We start from the raw sequence: 22,843 nt of genomic DNA, 5'->3' as shown, positions 1-22,843 counted from the left end.
CAGGCTGGTCATTCGATTGGAATAATCCATCGATGAACTACCTGTATCATAGAACATTTTTGTGCCCTGTGCCGTATATCCACAAAGTAGGAATCAGGGGGAAAATCAGAAATTTCCACGATTGCGGAAAGTGTGATATAATCCAGTTAAACGGCAGAAATAAAACCACCGGAAAGGAGCGTGCGCCCATGAAAGTTGCAACAAGCATACAGGAACGCCTTTGGGAACTCCGCAAAGACAAAGGCTTAAATCTGGAAGAACTATCAAAGCTGACGGGCATTTCTAAATCAGCCCTTGGCAGTTATGAAAAAGAGGATTATAAGGAAATCAATCATGGCAACCTTATCACGCTGGCAGACTTCTATGGGGTTTCCGTCGATTATCTGCTGTGCCGGACAGAGAACAGGGAGCAGATCAACACGCCACTGACGGAGCTGCATTTGAACGATGAGATGGTGGCACTGCTGAAAAGCGGTCGGATTAACAACCGTCTGCTCTGCGAACTTGCCACCCATAAGGACTTTATCAAGTTTCTTGCGGACATTGAGATTTATGTGGACGGGATTGCCACCATGCAAATCCAAAATCTCAACTCCCTTGTTGATACCGTCCGGCATGAAATTATTGAACGGTATCGCCCTGGCGAAGATGACCCGCATTTGAAGGTGCTGCAAGCCGCACATATCAGTGATGATGAGTATTTCAGTCACATGGTTCTGGATGACCTCAACCTGATTATCCGGGATATTCGGGAATTCCACAAAAAGGACAGCGAGAGTGCGCCCCAAACTACCGTTGCCGATGAACTGAAAGAAAATCTGGAAGCGGTCGAAAATTTCAAGGGCAGTCGAGATGAAAAACTGGTTATCCTTTACTGCAAGCAGCTTGGTATCAACTATAAAAACCTGTCAGAAGAAGAATTTCGCTGGTTCATTCGTATTCTCAAAAAATCAAAGAAAATGGGAACGCCTATCAGCCAGAGGAAAAAACGGTAAAGGAAAACCGCTGTTGCATGGTTTGTTGGATTCCATGTAGCAGCGGTTTGTGCTGTGGTTATTATTTCATTCGTTTTCTTAATATTCGGCGATAATTTGTTTCTCCCTTTGGTGCGTCCTGTATAATTTCCAACACACCATCTTCAAGCATTTTATCAATGCGATTGGAAATCCATACATCACTAATTCCAAGTTGATATTTTCCTAAAACATTACCTATGACAATAGCCATTTTGAATTGCTCTGGCTGTTCCGCAATTTCACGAAGAATGAAACTATCATATATATCTTCTGAAACGCTTTGCAATTTACCATTTAACATTGCACGCAAAGGTGCATTTTCATTTTGAAGTTGATTCCATTTCATAGTACAAGCTGAAAGAAATACAGGATTAGCTTTCTCTTGTAGAGTTATATAGTTTCCCCATTCGCCAGGAGACACCTCGCCCCATGCTATTTTGGATGTCATAGTATTTTCTTTTCCATATTCCCATGTAGGTAACTTAACCAAATAAATTGTTGTCTGGCAGTTTAATGGTTGAAGTTGTTTCATAAGCCAATACATACCACAAAGCTCATCTGGATTATAGCTATACCAAATGCGAATTTCTTCCCCAGCTACATATCGTTCAATCACTGAGGTCAATGTAGTTTTAATTTTCTGTATTTTTTCTTCAACCTGATAATCTAAATCCTCTACAAAGCAGACAGACAGCATTTTCTTGAAAATATTTTTCCGCTGTTCGCCAATTCCATTATCAGAAATATCTCCCACACTAAGAACCATATCAAAACAATAAACATCACTGCTCTTGCCTCCCAATGGAATAGCATTCTCCCAAGCAATGCGTTCTTGTTCCTGTGCTTGAAGCTGTGCCTTTTTCATTTCATCTGAAGATGGAACACTCCCGTCTTCGTGCCTCATAAATATTGAAACAGCACTTCCTCTATACTTTCCCTTGCCGTAAGTTTGGGCAATTTTCAAACTTCCACAGGCACTTTCACCAAATACAATTTCAATCATCTTATATACCTCCGATTTAATTGCTCCCGTTATGAATAAATCATCTCATACAAAACAATTTCTTCTGCCCTGTTGTGAATGTTATTGCAACGCTGCACCCATTCCATTTGTCGGGTACACTTCAATTCCTCTGTCACGCCCTCGGTAGCTTTCATCTGCTCCATGATAGTGTCTAACCGTTTTTGTGCCTGTTCATTCAGGTCTGCAAGATATGTCAACAATTCTCCGGTCAGTATCAATGTATTCAATCTGGCTGGGTGGACTTCTCTTAAATATTCCCGGTGCATTCGTCCGTACTTTCCGATAGGGCGGTGTTCCTCCGGCAGTTTCAAGCCTGGAATGTAGTAATCTCCGACAAGGATATAATCAATTCCGTTTTCCGTTATTCTTGGTTTCAATTCGCTCATGTTCCTTACCTCCTGTGGAAGCAGGCTCGTCTGGTACTAACTCAATCACATCAGTAATCTCACAATTCAGAGTTTCACAGATACGGGCTAATGTATCCATGCTGATGTGCTTTCCCTCTTTGCTCATGTTGGCAATCATATTTGTTGTCATACCAGCAGCAAGCCTTAAATCCTCTTTTCTCATATCACGCTCTAACAGTGTGTGCCAGAGTGGTTTATAGCTGATGTGCATATTGTTTTCCTGCCTTTCTATCCATACCACCGGGGCGGTTGCCCCGGCAGGAACTTTTCTCTTATTATAACACCAATCTTGTGAAATCACAATTTATTCTTGTAGCCTGCCGCTGATACCGTCTGGATTGTGCATTCCCTTTCTTTTTGTTCCCTTTAATTAGCCATGAACTGCTTCATGCCTTGCGATTTTGCGCCCGGATTGTCGTTGCCGTAGCCCTCAAGCAGATTGATAACACCCCAAATGCCTAAGCCTGCGCCAAGTGCGATAACAAGGGTCTGTAAAACGTCGATTGCAGAATTGAAAAATGCCATATGATATCCTCACTTTCTGCCGCTTTTGCGGCTGTAAAAAATTTTGATTGTTTGGTTTTTGGTATGAAAAAAGCCGCCTGTCAGATTGATAGGCGGCAAGTCCCCGTGCGGCGTTGGTGCTGCGGCACGGCGGTATTCAGTTGTCATTGTCTGCGGCACTTTGCCGCTTTTGCGTCCAAGTAGGGGCGCGTACCATGTAGCCGGTATTTACTGTCTTTATGGGGTCAACCTCCTTTCCCGGATTATCGGGCGTTTGCGTGGGTCAGATAGTATTGCTCAAAGGCTTCTACATAACGCCGTTTGCGTTCTTCCTCCCGGCGTTCCATTTCCTGCGCCAGTTCCACAATTCCCCGTATGGCTGCTATCATCTGCCGTTTTGCGACTTTCTTTTTGATACGTTTATTCATGGTCTGTCCTCCTGTAAATAAATGATGTTTGATTTTGCCCGGTTCTTTTCATACAGGGCTTCGCACCTTGCGATAAACTGTTTTAGTTCCGCCTGCCGCTGCATTTCCTCCCGGTGCAGCTTTGCAGGCTGTTCTGTGACAATCAGCCGCAAATGCGGTCTGTTTTCTGCGTTACTCATGGTCTGTGTCCCCGGTCAAATCGTCTGCGTCGATTTCGTAGTAGTCAAAGGCTTCGTCCGGCTTTACGATAGCGGGGCGGCGTTTGATATGCTTTTCCATGTCAAAGGCGTTCTTCGGGTCAGCGTCGGAAAGATACTTATACTTCGGGTGCTTCGTTATATCGTACTTATCCGAAAAGAACGGACGCACACCGCGTAGCTGCAAGATACATTTTCCTCCGTCCATAACGGCGATCTCGTCTTGTGACATAAGTTCCTTTCCTAATTTCTGATAGTTCAAGCCGTAGGATTTCTGATTGCTGCGGGTTTCGGAAGTGTTGAAGCTGTCAATGGTTTCTTTCCCCAAAAGCTCCGACATTTCTTTGAGCGTCGTTTTTTCCTTGCCGCCCAAGAACAGGGTCGTATCGCAGTTGCCGACTATGGTATCGGCGTTGTCCTTGTAGATTGCCTTTAGCTGTGACTGGCTCTGCAAGATGATAGACGCGGAGATTTCACGGCTTCGGATAGTGGCAATGAGTTTTTCAAACTTCGGTATCTGTCCGATATTCGCAAACTCGTCAAGCAGACAGCGCACATGAACGGGAAGCCTGCCGCCGTATTCGTCGTCGGCTTTATCACACAAGAGATTGAAAAGCTGCGTGTAGAGGATAGACACGACAAAGTTAAAGGTGTCGTCCGTATCAGAAATGATAACGAACAATGCCGTTTTGCGGTCGCCTATGGTATCAAGCTCCATTTCGTCGGTTTCCATTAGCTCGCGCAGTTCCCGTATGTCAAACGGGGCAAGTCTGGCACCGCAGGAAATGAGGATAGAGCTTCTTGTCTTTCCGGCGGACAGCAGGAATTTTTTATACTGCCTTACCGCAAAATGCTCCGGGTCTTTTTCCTCCAAGCGTTCAAACATGAGGTCAACGGGGCTTTGAAATTCCGGGTCGTCCTCGCGGGCTTCCGACGCATTTATCATTTCAAGCAGCGTCGTGAAGTTCTTTTCCGCTTCCGGGGCTTCATACCAGATGTAGCCGATCAGGGCGCAGTAAAAGAGCCGTTCCGACTTCACCCAAAAATCCTCGCCGGATTTTTCCCCGTCGCCTTTGGTGTTGGCGATAATGGTATTTACCAGCTTCAAAATATCCTTTTCGCTGCGGATATAGGCAAAGGGATTGTACCGCATGGATTTCTTGAAGTTTATCGTGTTCAACACCTTTATCCGGTAGCCGCCCCGCTGCAAGAGCTTTCCACACTCGACTAAAACCGTGCCTTTCGGGTCGGTCACAACGTAGGAACTGTGCATTTGCATGAGGTTTGGTTTGACGAAAAAGCGGGTCTTGCCGCTGCCGCTTCCTCCGATAACAAGGATATTTTTATTCCTTGCGTACTTTGGCTGCTTCGGGCGGCTGCTCATCATCAGCCGTTCAGTCTGTGTCAGAAGCACGTTGTTTTCAAATACCGGGTCAATATAGGGCTTGATGTCCTCGGCGTTGCCCCATGAAGCGTTTTGTCAAGTGCTTTTTTGAGTTATTGACGCAAATTATCGTGAAAGTGCGAAAGTGCAAAGTACAAAGGGTCTGCGTTTTGCACTTTCAGCTTGCGGGTTCGGGTGGTTGCTTCTTCTTGATGAAGTTGTACCATTGACCGCCGACACGCCTTGCGCCTAAAATGCCGCCCATGTTGCGCTTGGCGTTCTGTACCGTCCTTTCGGATATTCCGGCTTCGGCTGCGGCTTTTACAATGTCCTCACTGGCAAGCTCTTTCCCGTCTGCCAACAGGTCAAGTATCAGCCTTTCGGCTTGCTCAGTCTTGGTGGCGGTGTTGCCGCCCGCGCCGGACAGCAACTCGTCGGCGGTGATGTCGTATTCGCCTATCCATGAAAAGCCTGTTTCCGGGTCAAGGCAAAAGGCAACGGGCTTGCCCTCCGGCGCAAGGGAAGATTTGTCGTGAATGACTACGCGCACATTCGGCTCGCGCTTCACGCGCCCAATGAGTAAGACGCTCCGCGCCGCCGCCCGGAAGTCGATAGAACCTAAACCGCGATAGGCTGATTGACCGCCCGCCGCTTTGTTCAAATGCCCGATAAGGATAACGGCGCACCCGGTACGCTCGGCAACATCGGCAAGGCGGCGGAACATGGGGCGCACTTCGTTTGCCCGGTTCATATCGGTCTTTTCGCCCATGTACGCCTGTATGGGGTCAAGGATAATCAGCCGCGCCCCGTTCTGCGTGATTGCCTTTTCTATGCGCTCATCGGAGAGGGTAAGCTCCCGCTTGGCTTCATCAATCACAAGCACGCGGTCAAGGTCGGCTTCTGCTTCTATCAAACGGGGCTTGACGGTATCGCCTAAACCGTCCTCGGCGGTCTGGTAAATTACTTGGAATGGCGGCAAGGGCTTCATTCCCGGCAGCGTTCCCCCGGTGGTGCAGGCGGCGGCAAGGCGTAGGGCAAAGGTGGTCTTGCCCTCGCCGGGATTGCCTTGCACAATGGTTACTTTCCCAAAGGGGATATACGGCTCCCATAGCCATTCAACGGTCTGCGTGTCAACCTCACTCATTCGGATAATCTCAACGGTTTCTTCCTGGGTTGGCTCTTTCAAGCCGTAGACCGCTTCCCGCAAATACTTCCCGTCCGCAATTTCTGCCCGGTGCTGCAATACCTCGTTCCAGTCCTTGTAAAGCGGCACAAGGCGGTGGACGGTCAAGCCCTCCGGCACAAGCTCTGCAAGGCGGCTGCAAGCGTCGCTTCCGGCTTGGTCGCTGTCAAGGCAGAGGTACACGGTCTTGATGTTCGGACGGTCAGAGAGGAAACGCAGCAGGGCTTTTTCTCCCACGCCGCCCAACGCAAGATAGCTTTGCTTTTGCCAATCCTTTTTGAACAGGCAGAGGAAAGATAACAGGTCTATCGGGGCTTCAAAAACAAACAATCTTTCGCCCTCGCCACGGTAGCAGAAGTTAAAAGCTTTGTCGCTGCCTTTCACATCAAGCCGGAAACTCTCGGCTGTGCCGCGCTGGTGGGCGTATCGCGGTATGCCGCTTTCATCTCTGCCGACGAATACTGCGTTATGGTGGGCGGCTTCCTCGTAAATATCGCCGGTGGAAAAGAAAAAGCCCGTCACATCTTCATCAATGCGGCGGGCGGCTGTGAGGTGGTTCCTCGCTATGCGGTTGTCGGGGCTGCGGGGTGGCAGTCGGAAGTCAGAAATGGACGCGGAGCTTGGTCTGTCCGGCGGCGGTGCTGCGCCTTTTTCTCCTGTCAGCAGTTCAACGGCTTCGGTGAAGCTCTTGCCGAAAAACTCCATGACAAAATCAATGGGTGCGCCGCCCTTACTCTGGCTGTGCCTGTACCATTTGTTTCCCCGGACGGTCAAGCTGTCGTGCCGCTTCCAGCGGTATTCATTTCCGGCGCGGGTAAGCTGCTCGCCCTGTCCTTGCAGAAAAGAAACAAGGTCGGCTTGGTTGGCGTGGTCTATCTGTTCTTGGGTGTAATACATGGTTGATACCTCTCTTTCTGTGGTTGAATTGTTCATAGTTTTGATGTAGAATGAAACCGAAAAATCGGAAGTTAGTGAGGTGCTGGATTGTGAATGAAAGAGAAAGAATTATTCACTTATGGTTTGAAATGTGGCTTACAAAACAGGACTTAGGTATTGATAATATTTTTGCAGAAGATGTAATTTATACTGAAAGTTGGAGTCCAAAATATAATAACCGTCAAATCGTAAAACACTGGTTTCAGGAATGGAATACTCGTGGCAAAGTCGTTGTTTGGGAAATCAAACAATTTTTCCACAAAGGAAATCAGACGATTGTGGAGTGGTATTTCAAAAATGAAATGAACAATGGGAGCATAGAGGAATTTGATGGAATTTCCCTGGTTGAATGGACAAAGGATAATAAAATAAAATCATTGAAAGAGTTTGGCTGCAATTTGAATAATTATAATCCTTATGAGCATAGTGACCTGCCCGAATTTAGGGACGAAAGAGCAAGTTGGTTTTAATATTAGGAATCAATAGCGTCCATTTTATCGGAAAACACTTAGGACGGACAGGCAAAGTAGCTTGCCCGTCCTTTTCTTTATCGCTCCTGTTCGTGCAGCTTGGTGCGGGTCTGTGCCTGCTCCGGTTGGTCGGCGCGGAGTGCAATATCCACGCACCTGCGGATTTTTTGAAGCTCGGCAACCTCGGTGCGGGTAGCTTTCAGTTTGGTGTAGTCGGTATCTCTCTGCTCTTTGAGGTCGGCGTATTCCTGTTTCCATTTGGAGATAGGCAGCATCTTTATATCCGTCAGATTTGCATGGAGATAGCGGCTTGCTGCGTTCCATAGGGTCAGCTCGGCGCGGTGGGCTTCCTCATACTTATCCCGTTTGTTCGTCCAGCCGTTTTTCAGCTTTTTCAGTTCGGCATGAATGGGTTTATACTGTAAATAATTCTCGCCGTTCTCTATCAGCTTTTGCAGCTCTTTCATGCGCTGCTCGGCGGTTTTCATTCCCTCCCGGATTGAATAGACTTTATCACTGACAGAGGAAAGAGAGGCGTCCAGCTCGTCAAGGGTCGAGATACTATGCTCGGAAAGATAGTTGACCGCCGCCGCTATGGTTTTCAGTTCATCGGCTGCGTGCTGTTGTTGCCAACGCTGCGAATACTTCCGGCTCTTTTCTCTCTGAACGCTCAAATACTTCATCAGCAGATTTGCAAGGTTGGGAGATTGCGGCGGCTGTTCCGGGGCGGTTTCTCGCGCTTTGAACAGGTCGGCAATCCACTCTTTGAGCTTCCCAATCTGCGCCCGGATTTCCCGGATAAGGCGGTTTGTCTTTTGAATACTGCGGTTCAGTTCGCCTTTCTCGGTGGCGATGCCTTTCTTCTCCATCTGGCAAGCCGCCACGCCCATGTGGACGGTGGGTATCTCGTCTATGCCGCGCTCGGCGTTGCTGCGGTGGTCGATACGCTCCGGGCTTCCGTTTCTCTCCAAAAAGTCGTTGGTATAGTCAGCCCACGCCTTGCGCCACAAGAGGGTGTTGTCCTTGTCGTTCCAGCCTGTAAGGTCAACTTTGTGGGTTTTGTATCTGCCGCTTGGCAAGCGGATACGCTCGCCGTTTTCGTCAAGGTCATATTCCTTTTTGGATTTCGCTGCCCATGTGCCGCGCTCGTCAAGGGGGCGCATGGTAAGCATGATATGACAGTGGGGATTGCCTTTGTCGGTGTCGTGAATGGCAAAATCAACGCACATTCCTCTGGAAACAAATTGAGAGGAACAGTATTCCCGGACAAGCCGGATCTGTTCCTCTCTGGATAATTCTATGGGGAGCGCCGCGTCAATCTCTCTGGCAAGCTGGGCGTTCCCGGCTTTCTCATAAAGTTCCACGCTATTCCACAAGGTTGAACGGTCAGAGAATGAGGGTGGCGCGTGGGGCGGCAGCATGATTTCGGTATGGACAACGCCGCCTTTGCGGGTGTAGTCATGGGTCATTCCGTCCCATTCGTTTGTCAGCTTTTCGCCGCTTCGGTAGGCGGCTGCGGCAACGGCTGATTTGCCTTTTCCTCGGCTCACAATGCCGATGTTCCAATGGTAAATGGCTATGGGTATCACCTCCCGGATAGGATAATAAAACCCGCAAAAACAGTACAGACGCCAACGGCGGGTGTACTGTTTTTGTGGGTGTGCAGGGATAGCCGCAAAGCGGCGCAAGGGGTGCAGCCCCTTGTTGCGGCAAAGCCGCCAATGTCGGTCAGAGGGGGAAGCAAGCGGCTTTCTCTCTGTGCCGACAAGCCCTCGGCAGAGCGCACACGCCCGCAAGGGTGTATAAGTGCGCCCTTTGTTCCAAAGGGATTTATTCTGCGTTCCCGGCTTCGGCTCTTTTTCTCAAAAACTCCCGCGCTGGTTCACTCGTCAAGGCGAGCCGGAGAAGTGCTGTGGCTTCCTCGTCGGTCATGTTCTTTGCTTCCGGCACAATGCTTTCAAAGACTGCGCCCCGGACGATAAGGCGGTGGCTGCGCGTTCTGCATTCCTCTTTGGATAGCTTCTGACGCAACATCTTTTCCCGGTTCTCAAACTGCCGGATTTTCTTCTTTCCGTCCTCAATCTCGGCAGTCAATTCCTCGCGGGTTTTCTCTCTCGGTTTCGTCATAGCTGGCCGCTCCTTTCTGCCTGTCGGCATAGAAAAAGGACAGTCGATTTTCTCGGCTGTCCTGATGGTAGTATTAAATTTTCATGGGGTTATCCGTTGAAAGAACTTAGGTCAAGCGCACCATTATTTATCAGCTCTTGGATAATGGTAGCCAAATCGTTTTTCACACTTTCGCTTTCAGTTTTTGCACCCGCATTTTCAACATATACGGTGCTATCTCCCAACTTAAAGGTCGCATAGTAAATTACATTCTGTTCTCCCACGCTGTTCCGGTCTGTTACAAAATATCCTGCCGTCACGCTTGTGCCATTTACTTCGCTACTTTCTTCACTTCCTACAATCTTCGTATCAAGTAGTGCTATATCCGTTGTAGATATTACCACTTTGGCATTTTCGATTTTTCCCTCAAAACCAATCAATTCTTTGTTGCTGTCGGAAACAGTATCATCAACACGAAAAACTGCATGAGCTGTAACGGTCAAGTTTGGAAAAAGAGATGCAGCTTCCGTTTCCGTAAGTTGCCTTGTTGTTATAGTCCCGTCAATGTCAATGCTTGAGCCAGCAGTTTCCGATTTTACAAAGATGATTTCATTTCCGTTGTCCAAAGTGGCAATGTCAGTTTTGTTCCCGAACAATCCACTTTGAAATACGCCTACGCCTAAAACAGCAATTACTGCAAAGCAAGCCGCCATAGCTCCCCACTTAACCCAACCGGGTTTCTTTGCTTTCTTTTTGTAGTTAAGGGCTTCATCAACATATTTCGTATCAAGTTCACTCATAGCGTCGGAAAACTTTTTTGCGTTCATACGAATACCTCTCTTTCAATCAAATATTGCTTCATCTTCTCGCGGATACGGGTCAGCCGGACAGAAATGTTTTTTTCTGAAAGCCCCATAAACTCGGCTATGTCCTTATAGCTGTCGGAAAACCAATAGCGGCGCATGAAAATAACGCGGTTTTCGGTAGTCAGCGTGTCTAAAAATGCTTCAATGATACGGGCTAACTCTTTGGCTTCGATTTCTGCTTCTACTGTATTCGGGGCTGCTATACAGGCTTCAATTTCTTCCAAAGCAATCGTGTAATGGCTGCTCCGTTTGGCTGCTTCCTTTCTCCAATAGATTTTGAGTGAAATGTTCCGAACGATTTTAACAAGATAAGATAGCAGCGGGTTAGGTCGTGCCGGGGGAATGGCGTTCCATGCGCCTAAATAAGCGTCGTTTACACATTCCTCCGCGTCTTGTCTGCTGCCTACGATATGGTAGGAAAGATTGTGGCAGACCTTTCCGTATTTTATATCCAGCTCTCGTATGCCTTGTTCTGAACGTCCAAAAAACATTTCTATGATTTTTTCGTCGTCTATCATCTCACCGCCTCCTTTCGGGCTTCACCTATGTACTACGGTTTCAGCTGCAAATACTACATCTAATCCGAAACTTTTTCAAAAAAATTATAGCACATCTTTTTGAATAGGGTGTGTCAAGTTGCCGGAATGTTTCTTTGCCGCTTTGCTGGCGGCGTTCCTCCGTTCTTCGCTGTATGGGGCGGTCAGACGGAAAGAGAAACGCCCCTTGCAGATTTCAAACTCCATGCAGCCCGTGTCCGGGTCTGCGTCAGTCTGGCGGCACTGGTCGGGGTGCTGTCCGGCGTAGGCGGCAAGCCGCTTCTTTAAGTCGGTGTTGTGGGTGCGGATATAGATCAGCGGGTCTTTCTCGTCAAACCATATATCGGTGGTCTTTTCCTGCTTCGTAAGCCCTGTTCTCATAAACTCTCCTTTCTGCGCCCCTGTTACGCAATAGGGGCATTTTTCGGGTGTTTTTCCCGGCTCTTGACTTGGGGAAAATGAGGATTTTCAAATAGAAACCGCCCGGACGGGGAATGGTTCGTTAGGGCGGCTGTTATCGCAAGATTTCTGTTTTTTCCAGCTCTTGACCGTCAGACGCGGATAAACGCGAATTGTCGGCAAGCACCAGTTTGAGCAGCTTGTCGCGGAATGTTTCTGTGCTGCTGTGATTGAAAAACAACTCCGCAACAATGGTCTGCCCGTTCCTCTGGGTCGTGATGATACTGTCGGGGGTCTGTTCTGCCATAGGCGGCTCCTTTCTCCGGGCGCAAAAGAGGGATTTCCCGCAGTTCGGAAAATCCCTCTTGGTTGACGGTTATTCTGTTTTACTGTGTGGGCTGTGCGGCGGCAGCCTGCGCCTTTCTCCTTGCCCGGTATTCCCGCGCTTTCATGCGGTCATACTCCCGCTGCTTTTCAAGGTTTCGCGCCCGATACTCCCTTGAATACTGCCGGTGGTAGGCGCGGCTCTTTTCCTTTTTGGCTTCTTCGATTTCCTCCCGCATTTGCCGGATTTCCTGCTCGGTCGGCTCTACAAGCTGTGTCACTTTATTCTCAAACTTGCCAATATAATTGAAATATATGCTGATGTGCTGGATTGCGTATCTCGCCCTTTTCTGGTCGCGCTCATGCACTTCAATCCGGCTGATAAACTCGTTGAGAATGGCGGGGGTAAGCTCGGTAAAGGCGGCATGACGTTCCGTCAGCTTCAAAAACTTCTGCGCCCGTCCTCCCGCGTTCTCGTAAGCGGATAGCTGCTCTTGGAGCGTGGCAAGCTCCGCTTTCAGCGCGTAGTATTCTTCCGAATACTTCTGCGACATCTGCTCATAACGGTCTTGCGGGATCGTGCCGAGGGCGTTGTCCTCATAGAGCTTATTCAGCACCTTGTCAATCTGTTCAAGGCGCGTCGTGATTTGCGGAATACGCTTCTGCTGTTTCTTGGTCTGGTCGGTCTGCTGCATGGCAAGGTTCTTTTTCACTAATGCTTCAAACTCCGCCCGGTTGCTGATGGAATAGTCCTCGATTTTCTTCAGCACTTCCGCGATGGTCTGCATGAGCAAGTCCGCGTCCATGATGTGCGGGGAATTGCATTTGGGGTTTTTGGCTTTTCCCTTGTGGTACTCGCTGCAATAGGCAACATGGCGCTTGCCGCCGTTCCGGTAATCTATGCGAATGTGCATTTTTGCGCCGCAGTCCTTACAGAAAAGCAAGCCGGACAGAGGGTGGATTTCCCCGTCCCCGTTGGGGCGTTTGACGGGTGCGTTTTCCAAAATCCGCTGTACGGTTTCAAAATCGCTGCGGCTGATAATCGGCTCATGCACATTTTCTGTGATGTGCCACTGGCTCCGGTCTACATAGTGGTTATGCTTATCCCGGAAATGCTTTGTAGTCTTGAAGTTGACCACATCGCCGCAATACTCTTGCCGTGTGAGGATATTGGTCAAGGTGGCTTTGTTCCACTTGCAGCGGTTATCCTCGTTGAGCGTCTTATTTTTACAGGTTCCCCGCCCCCGGTCTTTCATATAGAAAGTGGGGGTAGGGATTTGCTCCTGTGTCAGATATACGGCGATTTGGTTGCGGTTCTTCCCGCCGATAAACAGACGGAAAATCAAACGGACAACCGCGGCGGCTTCCTCGTCGATTATCCAAAAATCCTTGTTGTCCGGGTCTTTGACATAGCCGTAAGGGGCTTCGGTGACAATCGGCTTTCCGCTCATGCCTTTGGTCTTAATGCCCGTTTTCACTTTCTTGCTGATGTCCTTTGCGTACCACTCCGACATGATGTTGATAAAGGGCGCAAACTCCAATGTGTCGGGCTTCTCGCTGTCTATGCCGTTGTTGACCGCGATAAAGCGCACATTGTTCCGTCTGAATATCTCCATCGCGTTGCCGACTTGGAGATAGTCGCGCCCCCAGCGGGTAAGGTCTTTCATAATGCAGACACCGATTTTCCCGTTTTCCACATCGTCCATCATGCGGGAGTAGGCGGAACGGTCAAAAAACCTGCCGCTTTCGTCATCGTCAATGTAGTGCCGGATATTGGTTAGGTGCTGCCCTCTGGCATAGTTCTCCAAAAATATTTTTTGGTTCTGTATGCTGTTGCTCTCGCCGCCGTCCCTGTCCTCGTCGCCTACGGAAAGGCGGGAGTAAAGGGCTGTAATTTTGCTATAATCAGTCATGTGCATAACCTCCTGTGCGTCCATGTAAGTGTCATTTACACTTAAAATTATGCACTCCAACGGGCAGAGCCGTATTCTATGCCTTTCCGATATTTCTTTGCGTTCTTTCCTTTGGTGTAAACGATAAGCCGGATAAGGACAGCCCCGGCAATGCCGATAAGAAGATCTGTCCCGTGAAAACTCGGCACAAGGGAATGAAAGGCGGCGGTAAATCCGTCCCCGATACCTAAGAGCTTTGCGGAAAGGTCTGTTCCCGGTGCAAGCCTTACCGCTTGTGCCGCTTTGTCAAAGAGATAGACAAACAAAAGATACGGGAGATTGGGAAGTATCAGCTTTTTCAAGTTTACGTTGTTCATCGCTCAATCCCCCTGTCTTTGTTCTTTACCTGTACCCGCTGTGCGTTCAGAGCTGCCGCCTTTTCCTTGAAGTCGGACAGCACCTTTCGGATAGAGGGCTTTTGTTCCTGCGTCAGCTTCTTTGCGGAAAATTCCTTAAAAGCGGCGGTCAGCACGTCCGCGTCCCTGCCTTTGAAAAACACAAGATACCGGGGCGGTGTTTCCGTCATGTCCTTTTTCAGCGCAAAGTCGATATGATACTTTTTTGCTGTACTCTCAAAGGCTTTGATATTCTCCCCGGTGATCTCAATGTTGGAAACACCTGCGTTCTGTTTCATAAGCTGCTTTAGGGTCTGCTTGCCCTTTGGGGGCTTGCCTTGCTGCCGTTTCATTTCTTCAAGCAGCTTTTTCATAGCCTTTTGCAGCATGACAGCCGTTAGCTTTGCCCCTCGGATAGACAGGGCAACGATTTTTTCATTTACCTGTTCCTGCATTTGTTCCTCCTTTCATGGGGTAGTAGTGGTTTAGGGCGGCACACCGCTTTTCGGTACGTCGCGGGCATGAAAAAAGGGACAGCCGATTTCCCGGTTGCCCCATCGTGTGCCATGCATTAAATTCTTACCCGCAAGCCGTTCAAGTCCTCGGCTCGGATACCAACAAGGTACCAGTTGTCGCCGTACTCAATCCGGGTCGGCTTCCATTTGCCGCCTGCGAATACCTCCAAGCACTCGCCGCAATGCAAGCCGCCGTAGTAGTCGGCAAGGTCAAAGCGAATGTCGTAGCGGTCGGTCTGTTCGTCAAAAATCAATGCTCCTGTTTTCTGTGCCATAGAAAAATCCTCCTTTGGTTGTATTACAGGCTTTCGCCCGGTTTGCATGAGTAGTCCGGAAAACCGGATTTCGGTTTATTCCATGTGTCGCTTGCCATGTCGTGCGACACAAGGGACGTATAATAATTGCCGATTGTGGACGGTGCATTGAACAACGTCGCCTTTAGGTACTGTTTGATGTTGCGGATTTTCGTTGTGTTCTCCCGCATACAGTCAAGGACAAAACGGATATGTTCGCTGTCCAGTTTCATAAATTTGCTCTTTACAAGCTCTGCCGGGTAGTCGTCCCCGGCAACACGGATCGTACTGCGTTTCGTGCAGACGGTTTCAAGGATAAGGTCAACGATTTCGTTGATACGGTCAGCGTCAAGGTGGTTATCCTGCAAGAGAATGTCATAGCTGATATTGTCCTTGATAATTTCCTCATACACACGGTATGCGTCGTTCTTTTCCGTTCGTTTCCTTTCCGGCACAGCCGCCGTGTCCCCATAAGGCAGGGGATTTAGGGAATGGATAGGAATGGAATGGGTACTTGATAAATCCGTATTTGATTTTTCTTTCTTTGGTAAGTCAGTTCTTTGTATATCTTTATTTAATTGCATTGGATTTTCCAACGTAGGTTTTTCCTGCATAGGTTTTTCCAACGTTGGATTATCCAATGTTGGATTTTCCAATATAGGTAAATCCGATACAGGCTTTTGCGGCTGTTCGTAGATCACATACTCTGCACCCCGCAAGCGTCCTTTCTCGTCACGCTCCCTTGAACGCACGATATATCCGGCTCGTTCCAGTTCCCGGACAGCTTCTCGGATAGCGTCGATTTTCTCCCGGTTGATGTAGGATAGTCCCGCAAGGGTATAGTCCCAATCCTCCGGCAAGGACAGCATTTGCGATAACAGCCCCTTTGCCTTTAGGGACAGCTCCTTGTTGCGTAGGTGGTGGTTGCTCATTACGGTGTAGCCTGTGTTGCGTTCCACTCGGAAAACTGCCATTGTGGTTCACTCCTTTATTTCGGATTTGTTACGCAGTAGAACGGCGATTTTGAGGGATAAGGTATAAACCTCTTACCCGTTCGGGAACACGCCCGGAAAGCCTTGCGTGGCAAGGTCTTTTTCGTTCCTACTCCGTAACAGAGGGTATAAAAAAAGCGGCGTTCCTGTTCTCCCGGTTATGGGAAGTAAGAAACGCCGCTTGTGCGGTCTGTATTCGATTGTGTGATGTGCCGTTGCTCATTCATGGGTCAGCTTTAAGAGGTTGCGGTGGCATATCAAAGCCCTTTCCGTTAAAAGTAGTAAATCGGTAGTAAATTCGACTTGCAATCCTCTTAAAATGCTTGTAAATCAAGGCTTTTTCGGGATAACCAATTTATTTAGAAATACACAGGAATATTATATGTACATTACCAGTTTCAATTTTCCGGAGTTGATGAGGAATCAGGCAAAAAGACAGTTATCCTTATGGCATATGAACAGAGGGCTTCATACTGCCCAGAAAGTAGGCATAGATTTGGTAAAAAGTATTCAATCAAAGCATTGTCTTGCAGGCATGGCACATGGATACAGCGGTATGGCAGTGGCGATGGCTTTGTTGGGAAGCTATACAGGAGAAGAAAAGTATAAAGAAATTGTGCTGGAGTTATTTTCTTTTATATTTTAGAGTGGGAAAGAGATAAAGGCACAAAATATGGAGATAAGGGAAATGACCACAATTTTGATTAATGGTGTGATATAATCCGCCTGTAACAAAAATTTACACAAAAGAATGGAGGATTATCATGAAGAAGAACAACAAACTTGGATGGCATGATATTTGTAATTACGTTGGACATATTGGAGTATAAAGATGAAAGCACGAAATTATATAGGCTTAATGATTGTGACATCGTTGTTATTATCCGGTTGTCAGGCTACACCGGATCAGGATATTGTTGCCAACAAAAACGATCAGCAGACGGAACAATCGAAAGCAGAATCAGCTGCTGAATCAACGGAAGATACCGATGCGGAAAAGGTTGTTTCAGAAGGATATTCTGAATCCTTTGCTTCTGACAGCGGTGATGTGACAATCAATATTCAGGTTGACCAGGTGAAGGCACGTCCTATACCGGTTATGCAGGCGGAAGCGCAGGATATTTCGGTGGATGATGTGAAGCGATGGTCCAAGGCTTTCTTTGGTACGACAGAAGATGTCTATGAGGGAACCAGTCAGATGACGAAGTCAGAAATTCAGAAAGCCATTCTTTGGCGGCAGCAGTGGATCAATGACAAAGATCGATTGATCACAGAAGAGGGATATACAGAAGAAGCGGCAGAGGCGGTGATCCAATCCTATCAGGAGGAAATAGATAATCTCAAAGCCAATTATGAAAGTGCACCTGAAGATGATGAGAGACAAAAGACAGACTGGACATTCCATCCTGCTTCCTATTATAGGGAAATGGCTGAAGCTGGCGGAGATGAAGATTGGAGCAATCTGGATAAAACAGATAAGTTAAAGGTTATCGGTGATTGCGACGGCAAGATGGCTTATGTGAGTGCCAGCAACAGATCAACGCCTGATTATCAACTGCACAGTATTATGTTTTACTGGGATGATGAACAAGCTGGTTTGAATAGCAATGGGAAGTCCTCCATCAGTCAGGAGGAGGCTGTGAAGTTGACGGATCAGAAGCTGAAGGAATTGACAGATGGTGAATGGGTGGTGAATGCTGTCTGGGCAATAGGCAATCAATGGCGCATCCAGTATGTTCCGAGTATTGATCAGATACCTTGTGTTTACAGTACCATTGATTATACTGCGGATGATACTTATGCATCGAATCTGGATTATGAGCAGATTGATTTTTCAGTGACAGATGATCAAATTGTATCTGCGGAGTGGGATACACCGATGAAGGTGACATCTGCAGACAGTCAGACGTCAGAGCTGAAATCCTTTGATGAGCTGTATGATGCTTTTAAAACTTATATGAAGGTGAGCACCAGCGTCAGTTCACTGGGGTTGATGGAAGATGATTCCGAAGATGCAGCTGTGAATATCACAAAAATCCAGCAGATGTATTGCCGTGTGAAGGAGAAAAATACGGATAATACGTATCAGTATGTACCTGTGTATGCATTCCTTGGGAAGATCAGTGTAAGCGGAACCGAGGATACGAACGACAGCATCTTCTGCTTAATTAATGCAATAGATGGCACGATCATTAATGCTGGTTTAGGGTATTGACAATGTGAATTGAAAAACGATGTCAGCAGGAAATACCTGATTGGCATCGTTTTTTAGAATATTTTTCAGAATAGTTAGATTTGCTTCCTTTTTTGCTAATACAAAGATAGGATGATGCATTTTTTATGCCTGTGAATTTTATAATACAGTCAGAAAATGTTAAAGCAAGGCAGGAGGAAAGCACGATGAAGATAAGAAAATATGCATGTATAGCCATCTCAGCGGCACTATTGATGACAGGCTGTCAGGCCACGCCGGATCAGGATATTGTGGCCAACAAGAATGATAATCAGGCCAGTCAGAATGAAACGAGCCAGTCCGTTGATGATACCATTGCCATTGACGAAAACGCAGATGGAAAGGTTGTATCTGAAGCAATTTCTGATTCCTTTGATTCCACGGAAGGTGATGTAACCATTAAGGTTCAGGCAGATCAGGTGAGAGTAAAGAATGTACCGGTTCTGCAGGCGGAGGCGCAGTCTGTATCTGCGGATGATGTAAAGCGGTGGTGTAATGTTTTCTTTGGCACAGAGGATGTTTATGAATATCGGGATGAGATGACGAAATCGGATATCGAGGAAGCCATTCTCTGGCGTCAGCAGAAGATCAGTGACAGGGATGGTTTACTGGCAGAAGGGTATACAGAAGATGAGATAGATAGTACCGTCGAATTTTATCAGGAGCAGATTGATAACCTGAAATCAAATTATGATTCTGCACCGGAAAAAGATGAAGGCACAAAGACAGACTGGACATTTCATCCGTTCTCCTATTGGATGAAAGATGAGATGGATGGGGATGATGAAGACTACAGTAAGGAGGACAGGACACAATCGTTAAAGGTGATGGGTGATTATGAAGGCAGGGGTGCACATATCAGTGCCAATAATCGGCAGGATGCAGACTATCAGGTGCATGATATGTCTTTTGTACTGAATGATGAAGTGGATATCAATTACAATGCTGATCCTGTCATCAGCCGGGAGGAAGCCATTCAAATGACCAGTGAGAAGCTGAAAGATCTGACGGATAAGGAATGGCAGGTAGATTCAGCTGACAATAATGGCAATCAGTGGCGAATCAAATATGTTCCTGTTATCAATAACCTTCCGTGTCTTTTAACAGATCTGTCCTATGACAGTACGGATGCCTATGCGGCAAATCTGACCTATGAAATGTTGGAGTTTGAGATAATAGATGATCAGATTACATCTGTGGGATGGGATTCTCCAATGGAAATAACCTCAACCGATAGTCAGCCAGCAGAAATGTTGCCTTTTGATGATATTTATACGGCCTTTAAAAATTATATGCAGGTGAAATGTACCATGACATCACTTGGTATGGCTTCAGATGATGAAATGGAGGATGAAACGACAGCAGAGACAGAAAAGGTCTGTGCGAATGTGAATGATATTCGTCAGATGTATTGCCGTGTGAAGGTTAAAAATTCGGATCAGGCCTTTGAATATGTGCCAGTTTATGTTTTCAGTGGTTACGCAAGCCAGGGAGATTACAAAGAAGATGGGTGGGTCAACCATTTTTGTGTGGTAAATGCGACAGATGGCACAATTATCAATACCTGGTTAGGTTATTAAAAGAAACAGATAGGAAGAAAATGTTAGCATATGATAAAAAACAAATCGGCCGGATTCACCGGATTCTGATTCCGGCTGTGATTTTTACGGCGGCTGTGCTGTTGGGAAGGATGGATACCATCATGGCAGACTTTGGTCAGTCAGAACCCCTGGCAGCGGGAAAGGCCCTGAGCTTTGCCTTTGAATCCCTGACAACCGGCAATGCGCTGCTGGTGGCACCGGTGATCTGTGCTTTCCCATATGGCGCTGCCTGTATTGATGAGGTCAAATCCGGTATGTTCAAAAATGTCCTTTACAGGACGGATAAAGCAAGTTATATTCATTCGAAGGCAGCAGCCTGCATGCTGTCCGGCGCAGTGACTCTGATGGGGGCTGCGCTTTTGGTGATTCTTATAAGTGCGGTTTTGCTGATGCCATTGGAAACAGCTTCAGGGACTGCGAATGCGGCACAGGCAGCAGATATTGCAGATACTGCAGGTGCTGCCGGGGAGATTGCCCAGAGCTATGAGATTCAGCAGTTGATAGGCCTTGTTTTCCGGTATGGCTGTTTTGGGGCGGTGTGGTCACTGGTGGGCATGCTGCTGTCCTTATGGACATTTAACCGGATGATGGCCTGGATTGGGCCTTTTATAGTGGATTATCTGTTGGAAATTGTATATGAGCGCTATTTTGATGCTTTGAAATTATTGTATCCAAAGGAATGGCTGGTGATGAGCTGGAGCTGGCCCCTGAAGGACTGGGGGATTTGTCTGTGGCTGCTGCTTCTGGCAGGAATGGTTGCTCTTATAGTGAGAAGAACAGGGATGAGGTGTCTGGAACGTGTGGTATAAAGGAAAAATGGTGCTGTCGGTGGCTTCCTATAATTTCCTCCGATGGCACAAAAATGCAAGGGTTGTAACCGCCTTTCTGCTGGATTTTATTCTCTGTTACCTTCTGACAGACAAAGCAGTACAGTTTGCTGTGGAGCGGGATACAACCATGCAGATTTTTGAAGCTTTCATATGGACATTTGGAGACAGTAATGCGATTCTCCTTGTGTCGCTGCTACTGTTGATTTTATTTGCAGATATGCCCTTTATCACCACGGCAACGCCATTTTATCTGATGCGGACTACAAGGCGTGTGTGGGTTGTGGGGCAGATGGTGTATGTGGCTCTGGCCACTATGCTTTTCATGGTATTTACACTTTTTTCCACGGTGGTGCTGACTATGCAGAATGCTTTCACAGGCAACCGGTGGAGCCGGACAGCGGCAGCGCTGGCTTATTCCGGCAGCGGCAAAGAACTGAATCTGCCGTCAGCGGTGAAAGCTATCGAGATGAGCCGGCCATGGCAGAGTATGCTCTGGGTATTGGCGCTGATGCTTTTGTATACACTGGTAATGGTTCTGGTAATGCTGCTGTTTAATATATGGAAAGGACAGATAGCGGGGATTGCAGCGGTCATTTCCTTCAGCTGTTACGGGCTGCTGCTGAATCCGGACAATATTAAGAAGGTGCTGCATCTGCCGGATCAGTTAAGCTACAAGGCCAGAGTGCTGGTGGGGTGGATATCGCCCCTGAATCAGGCAACATTTTATATGCATAATTTTGGCTATGATAAGCTGCCAACATTGGGGCAGACTGTGGCAATCGGCCTTGCTTTACTGGCAGTATTGCTCATATTAACCATATGTGCTATTCGTCGGTATGCATTTTCATTCAGCGGAACGGAGGGAAAATAATGCGTGATGTGATCAGGGTCATGGATGTGAGCAAAAGTTTTGGCGAGGAGACCGTGCTGCATCATATCAGTTATGATTTTAAGGAAGGCCGGATTTACGGCATTGTGGGCAACAACGGCAGCGGCAAGACCGTGCTGATGAAATGTATCTGTGGATTTCTGATTCCGGATTCCGGTGAAATTACCGTGAATTATAAGCGAATCGGCAAAGATATGGATTTTCCCCAGGATACGGGAATTATTATTGAGACACCGGGATTTCTGCCGAATCTTACAGGCATGAGAAATCTTGAACTGCTGGCATCTCTTCGCAAAAAAATTGACAAAAAGGCAGTGGCAGAGGCCATCCGGGCAGTAGGATTGGATCCGGAGATGAAGAAGCCTGTCAGCAAGTATTCCCTTGGCATGAGGCAGCGTCTTGGCATTGCACAGGCACTGATGGAGGATCCATCCCTGCTGATTCTGGATGAGCCTTTTAATGGTCTGGACAAGCATGGCGTCAGTCAGATGCATGAACTGATACTGGCCCAGAAGAAAAAGGGAAAGACGATTTTACTTTCCAGTCACAGCCAGAAGGATATCGATGTGCTCTGTGATGTGGTCTGCGAGATGGATGGCGGTGTGATGCATTGCATCAGGGACAGGATAGAAGAGTAATAAATGATATCAGAAATTGTATAGAGGATACATATGGGAATCATTGTGAGGATCAGACAGGAGAACTGGATGCAGGAAACAGGATGGGAGGATACATATGCAGGATGATTGTGAAGATAAGGCAGGAGTGCAGGATGCCGATAACTGTCTCTGCAGGTTAAAGGATATTGTCAAATGGTATCCGCCGGATCGCCTGGTGCTGGATCAGTTTTCACTGGAAATTGGCCGGGGCGAACGGGTCATGATCAGAGGAAATGCCGGCAGCGGACGGACAACCCTGATCAGGATTTTAGATCAGAAAATAAAGCCCAATGAGGGAACTATATTATGCAGAGGCAGTATAGCGGCCATCTATGAAACAACGGGAATTCTGGAATCCATGACACTGGGAGAGCAGATTGCACTGCCCCTTTTGTGTCAGGGATACAGCAGACGGGAAGCCATGGCTCATGCTTCAGAGTGGCTGAAAAAGATTGGTGAGGAAATTCGGGAATATCATAAGGAAGACCGGATCACAGCCTACGACCGGGCATTGATCGCTGTGGGACAGGCTGTTTTGCAGAACCCGGATCTGATTGCGGCAGATACTTTTATGACGGACCTGAACCGGGCTGAACAGGCACGTATTCTGAAAATACTGGATGAAGCGTCAAAGGACAGGGCCTGTCTGCTGATGGCGGATGAGATACCCTGCGGTTTTCCATGCAACAGGATACTGGAGCTTCGAAAACCTATGGATAGACAGCCGGCAGACAACATGAGTTGGACTTGAATGGATGAAAAGG

26 protein-coding genes and 2 pseudogenes are annotated in these 22,843 nt (G+C 47.5%); 9 read left to right on the top strand and 19 right to left on the bottom strand.

Features of this window, described 5'->3' with window-relative positions; translation table 11 throughout:
- Positions 1-188 precede the first annotated feature (188 nt).
- A complete protein-coding gene (locus tag HED67_RS15330) occupies positions 189-995 on the top strand; it encodes a helix-turn-helix domain-containing protein (protein WP_008372835.1) in 807 nt (268 codons plus the stop codon).
- Between the two features lie 61 nt (positions 996-1,056).
- Here HED67_RS15330 and HED67_RS15325 read toward each other — a convergent pair whose 3' ends face one another.
- From HED67_RS15325 to HED67_RS15290, 8 genes and pseudogenes are all read right to left on the bottom strand, one after another.
- The gene (locus HED67_RS15325) at positions 1,057-2,019 is read right to left on the bottom strand and encodes a DUF3658 domain-containing protein (protein WP_005601707.1); all 963 of its coding nucleotides are present in this window, start codon (positions 2,017-2,019) and stop codon (positions 1,057-1,059) included.
- 29 nt (positions 2,020-2,048) lie between these two features.
- Positions 2,049-2,426, bottom strand: a complete 378-nt coding sequence (locus tag HED67_RS15320) for a TnpV protein (protein WP_005335912.1) — start codon at positions 2,424-2,426, stop codon at positions 2,049-2,051.
- A complete protein-coding gene (locus HED67_RS15315) occupies positions 2,386-2,658 on the bottom strand; it encodes a helix-turn-helix domain-containing protein (protein ID WP_002593556.1) in 273 nt (90 codons plus the stop codon). Before HED67_RS15315 ends, HED67_RS15320 begins: the two co-directional genes overlap by 41 nt.
- Before the next feature lie 155 nt (positions 2,659-2,813).
- Positions 2,814-2,972: a Maff2 family mobile element protein gene (locus HED67_RS15310; RefSeq protein WP_221718821.1), complete on the bottom strand. Its 159-nt coding sequence runs from the start codon at positions 2,970-2,972 to the stop codon at positions 2,814-2,816.
- A gap of 242 nt (positions 2,973-3,214) precedes the next feature.
- Positions 3,215-3,379, bottom strand: a complete 165-nt coding sequence (locus HED67_RS15305) for a hypothetical protein (RefSeq protein WP_221718820.1) — start codon at positions 3,377-3,379, stop codon at positions 3,215-3,217.
- A complete protein-coding gene (locus tag HED67_RS15300) occupies positions 3,376-3,558 on the bottom strand; it encodes a hypothetical protein (RefSeq protein ID WP_221718819.1) in 183 nt (60 codons plus the stop codon). Before HED67_RS15300 ends, HED67_RS15305 begins: the two co-directional genes overlap by 4 nt.
- A pseudogene (locus HED67_RS15295) lies at positions 3,551-5,053 on the bottom strand (VirD4-like conjugal transfer protein, CD1115 family); the annotation flags it as partial. The pseudogene HED67_RS15295 and the gene HED67_RS15300, both read right to left, overlap by 8 nt.
- A gap of 85 nt (positions 5,054-5,138) precedes the next feature.
- A complete protein-coding gene (locus tag HED67_RS15290; RefSeq protein WP_221718818.1) occupies positions 5,139-7,040 on the bottom strand; it encodes an AAA family ATPase in 1,902 nt (633 codons plus the stop codon).
- Between the two features lie 89 nt (positions 7,041-7,129).
- On the opposite strand from HED67_RS15290, the gene HED67_RS15285 reads away from it, so the two are divergent.
- The gene (locus tag HED67_RS15285; RefSeq protein ID WP_117545677.1) at positions 7,130-7,549 is read left to right on the top strand and encodes a nuclear transport factor 2 family protein; all 420 of its coding nucleotides are present in this window, start codon (positions 7,130-7,132) and stop codon (positions 7,547-7,549) included.
- A 77-nt stretch (positions 7,550-7,626) separates the two neighbouring features.
- On the opposite strand, the gene mobQ is transcribed toward HED67_RS15285, so the two are convergent.
- The 11 genes and pseudogenes from mobQ to HED67_RS17740 form a co-directional block, all read right to left on the bottom strand.
- Positions 7,627-9,237: a MobQ family relaxase gene (mobQ, locus tag HED67_RS15280; RefSeq protein WP_330656598.1), complete on the bottom strand. Its 1,611-nt coding sequence runs from the start codon at positions 9,235-9,237 to the stop codon at positions 7,627-7,629.
- Positions 9,238-9,379: 142 nt separating this feature from the next.
- Positions 9,380-9,676, bottom strand: coding sequence for a DUF3847 domain-containing protein (locus tag HED67_RS15275; protein WP_221718817.1), 297 nt, complete (start codon positions 9,674-9,676; stop codon positions 9,380-9,382).
- An 89-nt stretch (positions 9,677-9,765) separates the two neighbouring features.
- The gene (locus HED67_RS15270) at positions 9,766-10,482 is read right to left on the bottom strand and encodes a hypothetical protein (RefSeq protein ID WP_005922899.1); all 717 of its coding nucleotides are present in this window, start codon (positions 10,480-10,482) and stop codon (positions 9,766-9,768) included.
- Positions 10,479-11,039 (bottom strand): RNA polymerase sigma factor, encoded by a 561-nt coding sequence (locus tag HED67_RS15265; protein ID WP_005922902.1) that lies wholly within the window; start codon positions 11,037-11,039, stop codon positions 10,479-10,481. Before HED67_RS15265 ends, HED67_RS15270 begins: the two co-directional genes overlap by 4 nt.
- Before the next feature lie 84 nt (positions 11,040-11,123).
- The gene (locus tag HED67_RS15260; protein WP_221718816.1) at positions 11,124-11,438 is read right to left on the bottom strand and encodes a hypothetical protein; all 315 of its coding nucleotides are present in this window, start codon (positions 11,436-11,438) and stop codon (positions 11,124-11,126) included.
- A gap of 133 nt (positions 11,439-11,571) precedes the next feature.
- Positions 11,572-11,763 (bottom strand): transposon-encoded TnpW family protein, encoded by a 192-nt coding sequence (locus tag HED67_RS15255; RefSeq protein ID WP_221718815.1) that lies wholly within the window; start codon positions 11,761-11,763, stop codon positions 11,572-11,574.
- Positions 11,764-11,842: 79 nt separating this feature from the next.
- Positions 11,843-13,693, bottom strand: coding sequence for a recombinase family protein (locus HED67_RS15250; protein ID WP_330656597.1), 1,851 nt, complete (start codon positions 13,691-13,693; stop codon positions 11,843-11,845).
- 56 nt (positions 13,694-13,749) lie between these two features.
- Positions 13,750-14,049, bottom strand: a pseudogene (locus HED67_RS15245) (hypothetical protein); the annotation flags it as partial.
- Complete coding sequence (locus HED67_RS15240; protein WP_221718813.1) at positions 14,046-14,522, bottom strand: PcfB family protein; 477 nt, start codon at positions 14,520-14,522, stop codon at positions 14,046-14,048. The pseudogene HED67_RS15245 and the gene HED67_RS15240, both read right to left, overlap by 4 nt.
- A gap of 116 nt (positions 14,523-14,638) precedes the next feature.
- Positions 14,639-14,857 (bottom strand): DUF5348 domain-containing protein, encoded by a 219-nt coding sequence (locus HED67_RS15235; RefSeq protein ID WP_221718812.1) that lies wholly within the window; start codon positions 14,855-14,857, stop codon positions 14,639-14,641.
- Between the two features lie 23 nt (positions 14,858-14,880).
- Positions 14,881-15,849, bottom strand: coding sequence for a DUF6017 domain-containing protein (locus HED67_RS17740; protein WP_221718811.1), 969 nt, complete (start codon positions 15,847-15,849; stop codon positions 14,881-14,883).
- 337 nt (positions 15,850-16,186) lie between these two features.
- On the opposite strand from HED67_RS17740, the gene HED67_RS15225 reads away from it, so the two are divergent.
- The 7 genes from HED67_RS15225 (at position 16,187) to HED67_RS15195 (ending at position 22,830) form a co-directional block, all read left to right on the top strand.
- Positions 16,187-16,513, top strand: coding sequence for a lanthionine synthetase LanC family protein (locus tag HED67_RS15225; RefSeq protein ID WP_221718810.1), 327 nt, complete (start codon positions 16,187-16,189; stop codon positions 16,511-16,513).
- 186 nt (positions 16,514-16,699) lie between these two features.
- Positions 16,700-18,082 (top strand): DUF6034 family protein, encoded by a 1,383-nt coding sequence (locus HED67_RS15220; protein ID WP_178441436.1) that lies wholly within the window; start codon positions 16,700-16,702, stop codon positions 18,080-18,082.
- A gap of 185 nt (positions 18,083-18,267) precedes the next feature.
- Positions 18,268-19,680 (top strand): DUF6034 family protein, encoded by a 1,413-nt coding sequence (locus HED67_RS15215; RefSeq protein WP_221718809.1) that lies wholly within the window; start codon positions 18,268-18,270, stop codon positions 19,678-19,680.
- A 20-nt stretch (positions 19,681-19,700) separates the two neighbouring features.
- Positions 19,701-20,510: a hypothetical protein gene (locus tag HED67_RS15210; protein WP_221718808.1), complete on the top strand. Its 810-nt coding sequence runs from the start codon at positions 19,701-19,703 to the stop codon at positions 20,508-20,510.
- A complete protein-coding gene (locus tag HED67_RS15205) occupies positions 20,500-21,402 on the top strand; it encodes a hypothetical protein (RefSeq protein ID WP_260702748.1) in 903 nt (300 codons plus the stop codon). The genes HED67_RS15210 and HED67_RS15205 overlap by 11 nt, the downstream gene beginning before the upstream one ends.
- Positions 21,402-22,058: an ATP-binding cassette domain-containing protein gene (locus HED67_RS15200; RefSeq protein ID WP_221718807.1), complete on the top strand. Its 657-nt coding sequence runs from the start codon at positions 21,402-21,404 to the stop codon at positions 22,056-22,058. The genes HED67_RS15205 and HED67_RS15200 overlap by 1 nt, the downstream gene beginning before the upstream one ends.
- Before the next feature lie 97 nt (positions 22,059-22,155).
- On the top strand, positions 22,156-22,830 hold the full coding sequence (locus tag HED67_RS15195; RefSeq protein WP_221718806.1) for an ATP-binding cassette domain-containing protein: 675 nt from the start codon (positions 22,156-22,158) through the stop codon (positions 22,828-22,830).
- Positions 22,831-22,843 lie beyond the last annotated feature (13 nt).

The organism is Pseudocoprococcus catus (assembly GCF_019734885.1).
Classification (GTDB): Bacteria; Bacillota; Clostridia; order Lachnospirales; family Lachnospiraceae; genus Coprococcus_A; species Coprococcus_A catus.
This window is presented reverse-complemented; position numbering and strand designations above follow the sequence as displayed.